Source organism: Micromonospora sp. NPDC005194 (genome assembly GCF_040608335.1).
Taxonomy (GTDB): Bacteria; Actinomycetota; Actinomycetes; order Mycobacteriales; family Micromonosporaceae; genus Micromonospora.
Map to the genome: position 1 here is coordinate 1 of NZ_JBEXIA010000051.1, position 13,911 is coordinate 13,911.

At 72.9% G+C, this 13,911-nt stretch carries 12 protein-coding genes and 1 pseudogene; 7 read left to right on the forward strand and 6 right to left on the reverse strand.

Annotation, left to right across the window (positions count from 1 at the left end):
* The 3 genes from ABZU53_RS29105 to ABZU53_RS29115 form a co-directional block, all read right to left on the reverse strand.
* Positions 1-624, reverse strand: a 624-nt coding sequence (locus ABZU53_RS29105) for a hypothetical protein (protein ID WP_355068693.1), incomplete at its 3' end; no start/stop codon positions are given.
* A 28-nt stretch (positions 625-652) separates the two neighbouring features.
* Complete coding sequence (locus tag ABZU53_RS29110) at positions 653-1,606, reverse strand: tRNA (adenine-N1)-methyltransferase (RefSeq protein ID WP_354862397.1); 954 nt, start codon at positions 1,604-1,606, stop codon at positions 653-655.
* Between the two features lie 44 nt (positions 1,607-1,650).
* Positions 1,651-2,709 (reverse strand): site-2 protease family protein, encoded by a 1,059-nt coding sequence (locus ABZU53_RS29115; protein WP_355068735.1) that lies wholly within the window; start codon positions 2,707-2,709, stop codon positions 1,651-1,653.
* A 173-nt stretch (positions 2,710-2,882) separates the two neighbouring features.
* On the opposite strand from ABZU53_RS29115, the gene ABZU53_RS29120 reads away from it, so the two are divergent.
* The 4 genes from ABZU53_RS29120 (at position 2,883) to ABZU53_RS29135 (ending at position 8,310) form a co-directional block, all read left to right on the forward strand.
* Positions 2,883-3,797, forward strand: coding sequence for a PD-(D/E)XK nuclease family protein (locus ABZU53_RS29120; RefSeq protein WP_354862387.1), 915 nt, complete (start codon positions 2,883-2,885; stop codon positions 3,795-3,797).
* A gap of 150 nt (positions 3,798-3,947) precedes the next feature.
* Positions 3,948-4,634 carry a response regulator transcription factor gene (locus tag ABZU53_RS29125; RefSeq protein WP_354862389.1) on the forward strand — a complete coding sequence of 229 codons (687 nt, stop codon included), beginning with the start codon at positions 3,948-3,950 and terminating at the stop codon, positions 4,632-4,634.
* A 353-nt stretch (positions 4,635-4,987) separates the two neighbouring features.
* Positions 4,988-5,755, forward strand: coding sequence for an ABC transporter ATP-binding protein (locus tag ABZU53_RS29130; protein ID WP_234581947.1), 768 nt, complete (start codon positions 4,988-4,990; stop codon positions 5,753-5,755).
* Positions 5,755-8,310, forward strand: coding sequence for an FtsX-like permease family protein (locus ABZU53_RS29135; RefSeq protein ID WP_354862391.1), 2,556 nt, complete (start codon positions 5,755-5,757; stop codon positions 8,308-8,310). The genes ABZU53_RS29130 and ABZU53_RS29135 overlap by 1 nt, the downstream gene beginning before the upstream one ends.
* Before the next feature lie 67 nt (positions 8,311-8,377).
* On the opposite strand, the gene ABZU53_RS29140 is transcribed toward ABZU53_RS29135, so the two are convergent.
* Entirely contained in the window at positions 8,378-9,028 is a 651-nt protein-coding gene (locus ABZU53_RS29140) for an HAD family phosphatase (RefSeq protein WP_355068737.1), read from the reverse strand.
* A gap of 121 nt (positions 9,029-9,149) precedes the next feature.
* Positions 9,150-9,938, reverse strand: a pseudogene (locus tag ABZU53_RS29145) (neutral zinc metallopeptidase); the annotation flags it as partial.
* A 163-nt stretch (positions 9,939-10,101) separates the two neighbouring features.
* Between ABZU53_RS29145 and ABZU53_RS29150 the strand changes: the two are divergent.
* The 3 genes from ABZU53_RS29150 (at position 10,102) to ABZU53_RS29160 (ending at position 12,762) form a co-directional block, all read left to right on the forward strand.
* Positions 10,102-10,491: a hypothetical protein gene (locus ABZU53_RS29150; protein ID WP_354862394.1), complete on the forward strand. Its 390-nt coding sequence runs from the start codon at positions 10,102-10,104 to the stop codon at positions 10,489-10,491.
* Positions 10,492-11,109: 618 nt separating this feature from the next.
* Positions 11,110-11,502: a YciI family protein gene (locus ABZU53_RS29155; protein WP_354862402.1), complete on the forward strand. Its 393-nt coding sequence runs from the start codon at positions 11,110-11,112 to the stop codon at positions 11,500-11,502.
* Positions 11,503-11,505: 3 nt separating this feature from the next.
* Positions 11,506-12,762, forward strand: a complete 1,257-nt coding sequence (locus ABZU53_RS29160; protein ID WP_355068695.1) for a sigma-70 family RNA polymerase sigma factor — start codon at positions 11,506-11,508, stop codon at positions 12,760-12,762.
* A 42-nt stretch (positions 12,763-12,804) separates the two neighbouring features.
* On the opposite strand, the gene ABZU53_RS29165 is transcribed toward ABZU53_RS29160, so the two are convergent.
* A complete protein-coding gene (locus tag ABZU53_RS29165; protein WP_354863234.1) occupies positions 12,805-13,905 on the reverse strand; it encodes an ionic transporter y4hA in 1,101 nt (366 codons plus the stop codon).
* Positions 13,906-13,911 lie beyond the last annotated feature (6 nt).

A 13,911-nucleotide genomic window follows, 5' to 3' on the forward strand; every position in this document is an offset into this window, starting at 1 on the left:
CGCGCCGGAGCGGATCGACGAGTACGCCGCCGCCGAGGCGGTACGTCCCTTCGACCTGGCCCGGCGGCCGACCACCGACGCCACCAGCCGGGCGAACTCCTCCAACCGGGCGATCTGCCCGGCGCCGCCGTCGTCGAGGGTCTTGCCGAAGCGCAGCGCGTCGTGGCGGGGCGTACCCGCCATCTCCTCGCTCGGCGGGGCCTCGTCCAACGAGGTGAGCAGCAGGTAGACGTCGATGCTGTCGACTCGGATCTCGCCGCTGTCCGAGCGGTTGAGCCGCCGCCGGCAGCCCACCTCGGTGACCGTGGAGACCGGCACGACCCGCAGGGACGACGTCATCGATCCCGGCGGCCCCTCCCCCGGCGGCACGTCCTCGCCGTGCCAGAGGATCAGCCGGCTGCCGTCGCAGACGACGACCTCCTGCCACACGCCGTTGACCTCGTTGACGAAGCGTTCCAGGGTGAAGCCGAGCACCGAGGCGCCGCGCAGCACCCCGCCGAGCGCCTCCAGGGCGACGTCCGGGTCGCGCAGATAGGCCCGCGCCGCCGACTCCAGGTCCTGGTAGGGCGACCAGTCCGGAAACACGGCGGGCAGGTCGCCGCCGCCGTAACCCGGTCGGCTCATGCCGCCGCCTCCCCCCGCTCGCCGATGGTCACGGCCTGTCCATCTCCCCCGTCGCGTCGGGCTGCGCGCCGGCGGCCCGGACAGCGGCCGCCTGCCGGGCCGCCTCGGCCTCGCGCAGGTCCTGCCGGCGCTGGGCGTACGCCTCGGTGCCCTTGCTGGGCTTGCGGCGGCGCGGCGGCGCGGTGACGCCCGGGGCGAGCTTGCGCGCGGAGACCAGGAACGCGGTGTGCGCGATCATCCGGTGGTCGGGGCGGACGGCGAGGCCCTCGGCGTGCCAGTCGCGCACCAGCGACTCCCAGGCGCGGGGCTCGGTCCAGCCGCCGCGCTCACGCAGCGCCTCGACGAGTTCGGAGAGCTGGGGGGTGGTGGCCACGTAGCCGATGAACACGCCGCCGGGCACCAGCGCCCGCTCGACCATGTCGAGGGTCTCCCAGGGGGTGAGCATGTCCAGGATGATCCGGTCGAAGCCGGTCTCCTGGCACTGTGCGACGTCGCCGACGTGCAGGTGCCAGGAGGGGTGCGGCCCGTTGAAGAACGCCTCGACGTTGCGCTTGGCGATCTGGGCGAAGTCGTCGCGCAGCTCGAACGAGTGCAACTCCCCCTCGGTGCCGACCGCGCGCAGCAGCGAGCAGCTGAGCGCGCCGGAGCCGGCGCCGGCCTCGAGGACCTTCGCGCCGGGGAAGATGTCGCCCATCGCGACGATCTGCGCCGAGTCCTTCGGGTAGATCACCTGGGCGCCGCGCGGCATGGACAGCACGTAGTCCGAGAGCAGCGGGCGCAGCGCCAGGAAGGCGGTTCCGCCGCCGGAGGTGGTCACCACGCTGCCGTCGGGCAGCCCGATCAGCGCGTCGTGGGCCAGGATGCCGCGGTGGGTGTGGAACTCCTTGCCGGGCTCCAGCGTCACGGTGTGCATCCGCCCCTTGGGGTCGGTCAGCTGCACCCGGTCGCCGGGCCGGAACGGGCCACGGTGCACGGGTGTCAGCGCCGGGCTGGCGGGGTCGGCGGCGACGGTGGAGGGAGTTGCGGTCACGATGTCATCTTCCGGTTGGGTTCGAGGAGCTGTGCCAGGTCCCCGATGTGCAGAATGCCGACGACATCTTCGCCTGACGTCACCACGTACTGCGCGCCCGGGTGGGTCTGCACGGCCTCCATCACCCGTTCGCCGTCCAGCCCGACCGGGAGGGTGGGGAGCCCGGCCAGTGCGCGGGCGACGGCGTCCACCGCCAGCCAGGGGCGGCGCTCGGCGGGGACGGCCGCGGCGGCGGCCGGGTCGACCAGCGCCACGGGGTGGCCGGTGGAGTCGGTGACCAGCAGCGCGGCGTTGGGCTGCCCGCCCTCGGCGCGGCGGCGCTGGGCCTCGGACAGCGGCGTGCCGGTGGGCACCGGCCAGATCGGCCGCGCCAGTCGGGACAGGTCGATAAGCGGGAACCGCCGGCTGACCCGCGCGGCGCGGATCGACTGCCCGGCGCCGCGCCAGAGCGTGACGGCGACCAGCAGCATCAGCGGCAGCGCCACCGGCGCCAGAAAGTCGGTCAGGGTCAGCAGTCCGACCAGGGCGGCGGTGCCGACGGCGACGACGCGGCCCGCCCAGCCGGCGACCTCGGTGCCGCGGTGCCGGTCGCGGGTCAGGCCCCACACGGCGGCGCGCAGGGCACGCCCGCCGTCCAGCGGCAGCCCGGGGAGGATGTTGAACAGCGCGACGATGACGTTGCTCAGGGCGAGCTGGAAGGCGAGCTGGTGGGCCACGGTGCCCGGGGGCAGGGCCAGGGTGGCGGCGACCGCGAGGACGCCGAGCACCGCGGACACCGCCGGGCCGGCCAGCGACACCAGCAGGTCGACCTTGGGTGTCGGGGCGTCCCGGTCCATCTCGGTGTACCCGCCGAGCAGTTCCAGGGTGATTCCGCGCACACCGATGCCGTAGCGGCGGGCGGTGAGCGCGTGACCCAGCTCGTGCAGCAGCACCGAGCCGAGCAGTGACACCACGAACCCGAAGCCGATCAGATAGCCACTGACCTGCGGCAGGTCCAGTTGCCGGCGGGCGAACTCGGCGTAGAGCACGGCGACCAGCACGGCGAGCAGGAGCATCGAGGCGTTGAGGTGCAGCGGCACCCCGAGCACCCGGCCCACGCTCAGACCGGGTCGCCGGTCGGACCGACGCGGCGGCCGGGATGTCTGCTCCATCGCACCGATGCTACGGACCGGCCCGGCGTGGGGCGGGCGGCGGGCGGTGTCACACCGGTGCCCTAACCTTTGCGGACATGACGGCGGAACCGGTCACCACCCCCCAGTCCTCCTCCCCGGCGCAGACACCGCCGACGGTGCGGGCCTCGCTGTCCCCGTCGCGGGCGGCGGATTTCAAGACCTGCCCGCTGCTCTACCGGTTCCGCAGCATCGACCGGCTGCCGGAGCGGACGACAGTCGAGCAGGCCCGGGGCACGCTGGTGCACGCGGTGCTGGAGCGGCTGTTCGACCTGCCCGCGCAGGCCCGCACGCCGGCCGCGGCCGGCGACCTGGTGGCCCCGCAGTGGGACCGGCTGGTCACCGAGCAGCCGGAGCTGGCCGGGATCTTCGACGGCGCCGAGCCGGCCGGCCCGGTGGAGTTCCTGCGCTCCGCGGCGGGGCTGCTGGAGGGCTACTTCGCCGTGGAGGACCCGACCCGGCTGGAGCCGGCCGAACGGGAGAGCCTGATCTCGGCGGTCGTCGACGAGGAGCTGCTGATCCGGGGCTATCTCGACCGGCTCGACGTCGCCCCGGACGGCGCGCTGCGGGTGGTCGACTACAAGACCGGCGGCGCGCCCCGGGAGGCGTTCGAGGCGCGGGCGCTGTTCCAGCTGAAGTTCTACGCGTTGGTGCTGTGGCGCACCCGGGGGGTGGTGCCCCGGGTGCTGCGCCTGCTCTACCTGCGCGACGCCGAGGTGTTGGATTACACCCCCGACGCCGACGAGCTGGTCCGCTTCGAGCGCACGGTGGTGGCGTTGTGGCGGGCGATCGAGCAGGCCACCGCCCGCCAGGATTTCCGACCTCGTCCGAGCAGGTTGTGCGACTGGTGCAGTCACCAGGCGCTCTGCCCCACCTTCGGCGGCACTCCGCCGCCGTTCCCCGTCGCGGCGGCGAACGCCGATCCGCTGCGTGACGCCCGTTCCGCTCCGGTGGTGCCCGGCGCCGACGAGTGAGGGCCGCGGCGGGCTTTCGGACCCGACCGCGACGGTGCCGCGTCGGTCGGGACACCGCGGCCGGCGGGCCTCTACCGTGGTCCACGACGCGCCGGCCGGGTACGCGACGATGACCGGTGTGGGCGCGACGGCGAGGGGACGGGAGACGTGATGGCCGATCGGGTTGCCTCGGCGCGGCCGGTACGGATCCTGCTCGCCGACGACCAGCCGCTGCTGCGCACGGGCTTCCGGATGGTGCTGGGCGCCGAGGGTGACCTGGACGTGGTGGCGGAGGCCGGCGACGGCGTGGAGGCGGTGGAGCTGTCCCGGCGACTGCTGCCCGACGTCGTGCTGATGGACATCCGGATGCCCCGCATGGACGGGGTGGCGGCGACCCGGGCGATCGTCGACTCCCGCCTGCCGGTGCGGGTGCTGGTGCTGACCACGTTCGACCTCGACGAGTACGTGGTGGGGGCGCTGCGCGCGGGCGCCAGCGGGTTCCTGGCCAAGGACGTACCAGCCGAGGAGCTGATCGCGGCGATCCGCACGGTGGCCGGCGGGGACGCGGTGGTCGCGCCGCGGATCCTGCGGCGGCTGCTGGAGCGCTTCGCCGACCTGCTGCCGGACCCGGCGGCGACGCCGTCGGCGGCGCTCAGCGCGCTCACCGACCGGGAACGCGAGGTGCTGGTGCAGGTGGCCCGGGGGTTGTCCAACGCCGAGATCGCGGCGGTGCTGTCGGTCAGCGAGACCACCGTCAAGACCCACGTCGGGCACGTGCTGACCAAGCTGCGGCTGCGCGACCGGGTGCAGGCGGTCGTGCTGGCGTACGAGTCGGGTCTGGTCCGCCCGCGGGCGTAGCGGACGCGCGGCGGCTACCCCACCCGGCGTACTCGAAGATCCCTCCGTGGGGGGACGGCCCCGTTGCCGTGCTCACCTACCGTGACCGTAGACGGCTCGGCGCGGTTGACCCTCCTGTGGCCAACGGGGGACGTGTCGTGTCCGGCGGTGTTTCGCCGGTCGGGAAACCGGTCGATCGGCGGCCGGGTCAGGGGCAACCCTGATGCGGCATGGGGGTGCACCCGCAGCGGGAAATCCGCGCCGGGTCCCCCCAGGGGCGGACGGGACGGGCGCGAGCAGCGCCGATGATTGAACGGCACGCCGGACCATCGGGGGGCGGCGTGAGATTCGGACAGACGGAAGAGGTAGATGACGTGACCGCGACGGTAGGCCAGCAGGCGCAGGCCGCGGCCCGGGCGAACGACGTGTGGAAGGTGTACGGCAGCGGCGAGGCTCAGGTCATCGCGCTGCGGGGGGTCAGCGCGGAGTTCGAACGTGGCCGCTTCACCGCGATCATGGGCCCGTCGGGTTCCGGCAAGTCGACGCTGATGCACTGCCTGGCCGGTCTGGACTCGGTGACCCGGGGGACGGTGTCGATCGGTGCGACGACGGTCACCGGTCTGGGCGACTCGGGGCTGACGAAGTTGCGCCGAGACAAGGTGGGCTTCATCTTCCAGCAGTTCAACCTGCTGCCGACGCTCACCGCGAAGGAGAACATCCTGCTGCCGTTGTCGATCGCCGGTCGCAAGCCGGACCCGGCCTGGTACGACACGGTGATCAAGACGGTGGGCCTGCAGGACCGGTTGGACCACCGGCCGGCGCAGCTCTCCGGCGGTCAGCAGCAGCGGGTGGCGTGTGCGCGGGCGCTGGTCTCCCGCCCCGACGTGATCTTCGCTGACGAGCCGACCGGCAACCTGGACTCGCGCTCCGGCGCGGAGGTGCTCGGCTTCCTGCGCAACTCGGTGCGTGAGCACGGCCAGACCATCGTCATGGTCACCCACGACCCGACGGCCGCCGCGTACGCCGATCGGGTGGTCTTCCTCGCCGACGGGCAGATCGTCTCGGAGTTGATCGAGCCGACCGCCGACACGGTGCTGGACACCATGAAGAAGCTGGACACTCCGGCCGAGGTGGGCAACTGATGTTCCGGGCGACACTCAAGAGTCTGCTGGCCCGCAAGGTCCGGCTGATCCTGTCCGGGCTGGCGGTGGTGCTCGGCGTCATGTTCGTCTCCGGCGCGTTCGTGCTGACCGACACGCTGGGCCGCTCCTTCGACTCGGTCTTCGCCGACGGGTTCTCCGAGATCGACGTGAACGTCGCGGCGAAGCCGAAGGTGCAGGTCGACGAGATGGAGGGCGAGCAGACCGCCGCTCCGCTGCCGGCCGCCGTGGTGGACCGGGTCAAGCAGGTGCCGGGGGTGGCCTCGGCGACCGGCATCGTCAACGCCGACGGCGCCCGGGTGATCGGCAGCAACGGCAAGGTGATCACCTCGTTCGGTCCGCCGCAGTTGGGCGAGAACTGGACCGGCGAGAGCGACCTGATGCGGCTGCGGGAGGGGCGCGCGCCGCAGGCCGAGGACGAGATCGTGGTCAACAAGGCGTTAGCCACCACGGCGAAGGTGCGCGTCGGTCAGAAGGTTGGCGTGCTCACCGCGTTCGAGTCCAAGAAGCGGGAGTTCACCCTGGTCGGCATCCTCGGTTACAGCGGTGACCGGGATTCGATCGGCGGGGTCAACGAGGTCTTCTTCACCACGCCGGTGGCGCAGCGGCTGATGCTGGGCGAGCCGGACACGTTCAGCAGCATCACACTGCGCGCCGCCGACGGCGTCTCGGACGAGAGGCTGCGCGACGACGTGGCCCGGACCCTGGGCGCGGACTACGAGGTGAAGACCGGCGAGCAGGTGGCCGCGGACGCCTCGGCCAGCCTGAAGGAGGGCCTGTCCTTCTTCAACAAGATCCTGCTCGGCTTCGCCGCGGTGGCGCTGCTGGTGGGCACCTTCCTCATCCTCAACACCTTCTCGATCATCGTGGCGCAGCGGACCCGGGAGCTGGCGCTGATGCGCGCCATCGGCGCCAGCGGCCGGCAGATCATCGGTTCGGTGGTGCTGGAGGCCATCGCGGTCGGGTTGATCGCGTCGGTGCTCGGCCTGGCGGCCGGCATCGGTGTGGGGGCGCTGCTGGCGTTCCTGTTCGGCAAGTTGGCCGGTGGGCTGACCCTGGCCGGGATCGGTGTGCCGGCGGCCGCGGTGATCGGTTCCTTCGGCGTCGGTCTGGTGATCACCGTGGTGGCGGCGCTGCTGCCGGCGCTGCGGGCATCCCGGATCCCGCCGATCGCCGCCATGCAGGACGTGGCGACCCCGGACCGGCCGCTGACCAAGGTCACGGTGGCCGGGTCGGTGGTCACCGGCATCGGCGCGCTGCTGCTCTTCTTGGGGCTCAGCGGCAACGCGGGTGGTCAGACCCTGGCCACCATCCTGGGTGGGGTGCTGTTCGCCTTCATCGGCGTGGCGCTGCTGACCCCGCTGATCAGTCGGCCGGTGGTGAGCCTGCTCGGCGCGATCTTCTCCTGGTCGGTGCCGGGCAAGCTGGGCCGGCTGAACTCGGGGCGCAACCCGCGCCGCACGGCGATCACCGCGGCCGCGCTGATGGTCGGCATCGCGCTGGTCACCGGCGTCACGGTGATTCTCGATTCGGCCAAGGGCAGCATCAGCGCCCTCGCCCAGGACACCATCAAGGCCGAGCTGGTGATCTCCGGCCAGCAGGGTGGGCCGCGTCCGCCGAGCTTCGACCCGGGTGTGCTGGACCGGGCCAAGGCCCTGCCCGGCGTGCAGATGGTCGACGGCGAGTACGGCGACATGGCCAGGATCAACGGCGAGGGCACCTGGGTGGCGGCGAGCAGCGATGTCGCGTCGCTGCGGCAGATCTTCGGGGCGAAGGCCACCGCCGGTGACATCGACCGGCTCGGGCCGACCCAGATGCTCGCCAGCTCCGACACCGCCAAGTCCCGTGGCTGGTCGGTCGGCTCGACGGTGAACGTGCAGCTGACCCGGGGCGAGGCCCGGACGTACACGATCAGCGGCATCTACGAGTCGTCGCAGCTGACCAACCCGGTGACGTTGCCGGCGACCGCGGCGAAGGACTTCGCCATCCCGCAGCCCATTCAGGGCTTCATCCAGCTGGCGGCGGGCGCCCGGGTGGCCGACGTGCAGCCGCAGGTGGAGGCGCTGCTCGCGGACAGTCCCGAGGTGTCGGTGGCCGACCGGGACGCGTTCATCAAGCAGCAGACCGGTCAGCTCGACGGGCTGCTCACGATGATCCAGATCCTGCTGGCGCTGGCCATCGTCATCGCCGTCCTGGGCATCATCAACACCCTGGCGTTGTCGGTGCTGGAGCGGACCCGCGAACTGGGCCTGTTGCGGGCGATCGGCCTGCGGCGCGGGCAGACCATGGGCATGATCACGGTCGAAGCGGTGGTGATCTCCGTGTTCGGCGCGCTGCTGGGCGTGGCGGTCGGCAGCGGCCTCGGCGCCGCCGTGGTCGAGGCGCTCAAGGACGAGGGCATCACCGACCTGATCCTGCCGTGGGGCCAGATGGGCGTCTTCCTCGGTCTCGCCGCGATCATCGGGGTGGTGGCCGCGGTGCTCCCCGCCGTGCGGGCGGCCCGGATCAACGTCCTGGGCGCGATCGCCCACGACTGACGCCAGACCGAGAGAAGGGGGGCCCCGCAACGGCGGGGTCCCCCTTCTTCGTCAGGCCACGTTTTCGTCAGGCCGCGGCCCGGTCGGCCAGCAGGGCCGCGAGCACCTCCAGGTCCACGCCCGTCAGGCTCTCCACCTGGTGTACGCCGGTCCTGGCGGGCAACGGCACCTCGGCGGGTACGGCCAGCACGGCCGCGCCGGAGGCGAGCGCGCTGGCCACCCCGGTCGGTGAGTCCTCGATCGCCACACACCGCTCGATCGGCACGCCGAGCAGCCGCGCGGCGGTCAGGTAGGGCTCCGGGTGGGGCTTGGCCGCGACCACCTCGTCGCCGGCGACCACCACGTCGAAGGTGTCCCGACCCAGGGTGTCCAGGGCGATCTCGACGAGGGCCCGAGGGCTGGAGGTGACCAGCGCGGTGGGGATTCCCGCCGCGCGGACCGCGTGCAACAGCTCGAACGCCCCCGGCCGCCAGGGCAGACCGCCCCGGAACAGCTCCAGGATCCGGGCGTTGATCCACGCCGCGCTGATCTCGGGGTCCCGTTCGGGCTGCCCCAGGTCGTCGTGCAGGATGCGCATCGACTCGGCCATGGCGGTGCCGATGATCGACCGGCGGGCGTCGGCGGAGAGGTCACCGCCGTACTCGCGCGCCAGTTCCTGCAGCGCGACGTCCCACAGCTTCTCGCTGTCGACAAGCGTGCCGTCCATGTCGAAGAGCACGGCGGCGGGGTGTTGGCTGCTCAGCGGATCCTCCAGGGTCGTGGGCGACACCGGCGATCCTGCCAGCACGACCCGTGGCCGGTGGCGGCAACGGGCGCCGGGGTGATCCGGGCAACCCCGCTCAGCCCAGGTCGCACTCCTTCAGCGAGCGCTCGTAGCCGCGGAAGAACATGTCGGTGCGCTGCTCGGCGGTGCCGTGCGCGCCCTCGGCGAACCACGGCTGGTCGGGGTCGTCGCCGACGGCCGCCACCCCCTCCCGGAACTCGTCCAGGTCGCCCTCGGCGAGGGTCAGGTCGACGGAGCGCACCGAGTCGCCGAGGTACGCCCCCGCCATGCAGTCGGCCTGCAACTCCTGCTGAATGGTGAAGCTGTAGTTGATGCCGAGGCGCACCTGGATGCCGTGGGCGTACTCGTGGCCGAGCAGGTAGAACACGAACGCGTCACCGACCTCGCGGAACGCGGCCACCGACCAGGCGACGTCGTACGCGATGAAGTCGCCCTGCGAGCAGTAGACCGCGTTGTTGCGGGGCAGCGGCTGCCCGCCGCAGGAGACCTCGCCGGCCCGCTGGTACGGGGTGACCCGCCGGATGGGTTGGAAGCGCTTCCCGGAGGCCTTGAACTGGGCCGCCCAGTAGCGCTCGGCGACCGCCTGCGCGTCGGCGACGTCCTGCTTGAACTCGGCCACGCTGGTGGTGCTGTCGGCGCGGGTGGTGCTCGGCCCCGGCGAGGCGGCCGGCGGGTTCGCCCCCGGGCGTTCGCCCTCCGGCTCGGCCAGCCCACCGCCGGCGCAGGCGAGCGACACCAGCGCGGCGACCACCAGGCCCGCCAGGGGTCCCCGGGCGTCGCGTCCTGACCATGCCCCCACTGTGCCTCCCAGACATCGGCGCTCCCGCTGCGCAGTACCCCGACGGTACGACCGCCACGCTCACCGGATTCACGCACCACGGGGCCGGACGGTTCACGCTCAGGCCGGCCGGGCGGCTTGACCCTCGGACCGGCCGGGCGGCTTCACCCCCGGCCGGCCGGGCGGTTCACGCGGCCGGTGCCGGGCCGCCACAATGGCCCGGGGGCGGGTGTGGCCGTCCGGTGAGGAGGGCGACGTGCACGTGCTGGGCAGCCGCCGACGAAGCCAGCCGGCCCCGGCGCATGTCGTGTGGCGGTCGCTGCGTGACCCGTACGAGGCTGGCAGTCGTCCGTGGCTGGAGTTGCGCGACGACGAGGTGCCGCCCCGGGTGGTGGCGGGCTACGCACCGGTGCTGCTGGTGTGGTCGTCGCTGTGGCCGCACCGGCCGCTGGACCGGATCCGCTTCGACGTGACGCACGGCTCGCCCGGCGGGGACTGCACGCTGCGCTGGACCCTGACCACCGAGGCGGACCTACCGAGCGAGAGCACCCTCGGCTACCTGCGGCACCGCCTCAACTACCTGATCAACAACCGCCTCCGCCTCTCCTACGGCCAGTGACCCCTCAGCCGCCCGACTCGCGGCCACGTTGCCACGTCCCGCCCTGGTCCCCGTTCCGCTCCGCCTCGTACCGCTGCTGCCTGGCGCGAGCGTCCCGGCCGGCGGCGAGGTCGTCACCCGAAGCCAGCCGCCCCCGTCCCCGCCGCGCCACGACTCCGACCGCCAGTCCCGCCACCGCAACGAAAACCCCAGCGACCACCCACACCACCGTCATGTCCGCCAATCTAGGCCCCAACGACCACGTAACGGAAAGGCCCAAACCAGACAATCAACGCCAGCCCCGACGAGCATCCGCCACTCGCGCGGCTGATCGACTCCAGGTCGGCGATATCGGGGTGTCCCAACGCCCTGGATACAGCGACTTCGGCGAAACGGAGTTGATCAGACCCCGGCCGCCCGATCCCCGCCCGCGAGCGCACAACGGCGGACCCGGGAACCGCCCCCACCACCCGTTGATCATGAAGTTATTGCCCCGACACGCCGGCATCGAAGGCAATAACTTCATGATCAACCAGGGATCTGGTGGGGGCGGGAGTGTCCGGGTGGGGGGTTGGGGTTCGACGTTTCCGGTGAGCGGTGCCGGGGCGGCACCGGAGACAGGAGGCCACTGTGAAGTACATGATTCTGCTCTACGGGTCGCAGCAGGACTATGACGTGCTGTCGGGGCGGGCTTCCGACCGGCCGGCCATGTCCGCCGAGCAGATCGCGGCCATGCACCGGCACATGGAGACGTTCCACCAGGCGCTCGCCGAATCCGGGGAACTGGTCGACGCACGGGGCCTCAGCGAGCCGGTGCACACCCGCCGCGTGCAGGTCCGGGACGGGGCGTCCGTGGTCACCGACGGCCCGTACCCGGAGACGCAGGAGGTGCTCGCGGGTTACACGATCGTGGAGTGCGCCAGCTTCGACCGGGCCACCGAGATCGCCGCCGGCCTGGTCGACCCGGACACCCCCGGCGCGTACGTGGACGTGCGGCCGGTGCTGGACGGCGTCGAGGACCTGGCCGGCTGACCGGTGTTGGCAACGCCCGCCGAGGATCTGCTGCGCGAGCTGGCGCCGCAGGTCCTCGGCGCGCTGGTCCGCCGCTTCGGGCACTTCGACACCGCCGAGGACGCGGTGCAGGAGGCGCTGATCGCGGCGGCGGACGGTTGGCCGCGCGACGGCGTACCGGAGAATCCCCGCGCGTGGTTGATCACCGTCGCGTCCCGGCGGCTCACCGACCTGCTCCGGCGTGACCAGGCGCGGACGCGGCGGGAGGAGACGGTGGCGCGCTGGGTGCTGCCGGAGCAGTGGTTGGCGCCGGCCGCCGACCGGCCCCCGGCGGACGCCGACGACACGCTCATCCTGCTGTTCCTGTGCTGCCACCCGGCGCTCACGCCGGCATCGCAGATCGCGCTGACGCTGCGCGCGGTGGGCGGGTTGAGCACCGCCGAGGTGGCCCGCGCGTTCCTGGTGCCGGAGGCGACGATGACCCGGCGGATCAGCCGGGGTAAGCAGCGCATCCGCGACAGTGGCCTGCGGTTCGCGCCACCGACCGGGGCGGAGCGCGCCGACCGGGTCGCCGCGGTGCTGCACGTGCTCTACCTGGTCTTCACCGAGGGGTACGCGCGTACCGCCGGCCCGGGGCTGCTGCGCGCCGACCTGACCGCCGAGGCGATCCGACTGACGCGGCTGGTGCACCGGCTGCTGCCCGACGACCCCGAGGTCGCGGGGCTGCTCGCGTTGATGCTGCTCACCGACGCCCGCGCGCCGGCGCGGATCGGCGCCCACGGCGAGTTGGTGCCGATGGCCGAGCAGGACCGCAGCCGGTGGCGGGCCGACCAGATTGCCGAGGGGGTCGCCCTGATCACCGGGGCGCTGCCGCGCGGGGTCGTCGGGCCGTACCAGCTCCAGGCGGCCATCGCGGCCGTGCACGACGAGGCGCCCACCGCGGCGGCCACCGACTGGGCGCAGATCACCGCCCTGTACGAGGTGCTGCTCGGCCTGTCCGACAATCCGGTAGTGGCGCTCAACCACGCCGTGGCGGTGGCCATGAGCCGGGGCGCGCCGGCCGGCCTGGCGCTGCTGGCCGACCTGGCCGACGACGTCCGGTTGGCCGACGATCCGCGGCTGCCGGCCGCCCGCGCCCACCTGTGGGAGCTGACCGGCGAGCGGGTCGCGGCGCGGGAGGCGTACCGGATGGCGGCGGCACGCTCGACGAACCTGGCGCAGCAGCGCTACCTCAACGCCCGCGCGGACCGTTTGGCGGACGACCCGCCGGCCGCCGGCTGAGCCGGCGGCCGGCGAGCGCCGAGGGGCGCGACGCCGAGAAGGTCAGGGGCTGGCGGCCAGGAAGACGAACGCGGCCAGCAGCACCAGATGCACACCGCCCTGCAACACGTTGGCCCGCCCCGGCACCACGGTCAGCACGGCGGTCACCGCGGTGAGCGCGAGCAGCGCGAGCTGGGTGCCGCCGAGGCCGAGCAGCAGCGGGCCGTCCAGCCAGATCGAGGCGATGGCGATGGCCGGGATGGTCAGGCCGATGCTGGCCATCGCCGAGCCGAGGGCGAGGTTCAGACTGATCTGCACGCGGTCCCGGCGGGCGGCGCGGGCGGCGGCCAGGGTCTCCGGCAGCAGCACCAGCAGGGCGATGATCACGCCGACGAACGCGTGCGGCAGGTTCGCCGCCGCCACGCCGGCCTCGATGGTCGGCGAGACGGTCTTGGCGTCGCCGACCACCGCGACCAGCGCCACCAGCAGCAGCCCCAGGCTGATCAGCGCCGCGCGGGTGGTCGGCGGCTTGGCGTGCTCCTCGGCGTCGATCACCCGACCCTCGGTGTCGACGGGCAGGAAGTAGTCGCGGTGCCGGCCGGTCTGCACCAGCACGAACAGCCCGTACAGCGCGAGCGACGCGACGGCGGCGAAGGCGAGCTGGGCCGGACTGAACTCCGGGCCGGGGCGGGCCGTGGTGAAGGTCGGGATGACCAGGCTCAGCGTGGCCAGGGTGATCACGGTGGCCAGGGCCCCGCCGGTGCCCTCGGGATTGAACACGGCCACGCGTCGGCGCAGCGCCCCGAGCAGCAGGGACAGGCCGAGGATCCCGTTACAGGTGATCATGACGGCGGCGAAGACGGTGTCGCGGGCAAGCGACTGGGTCTTCTCCGGCCCGCTGATCATCAGCGTGACGATCAGGGCCACCTCGATGACCGTGACCGCGACGGCGAGCACCAGCGAGCCGTACGGCTCCCCCACCCGGTGGGCGACCACCTCGGCGTGGTGCACGGCGGCGAGCACCGCACCGCCCAGCAACGCGGCGACCACCACGACGACAGGGGCGGGAAGGTCCCGCCCCCACGTCACGAGCAACACCAGCACGGCGAGCACGGGTACGGCGACGGTCCAATCGAGCAGGCGGGATCGAAGCTGGGCTGGCATGCCCTC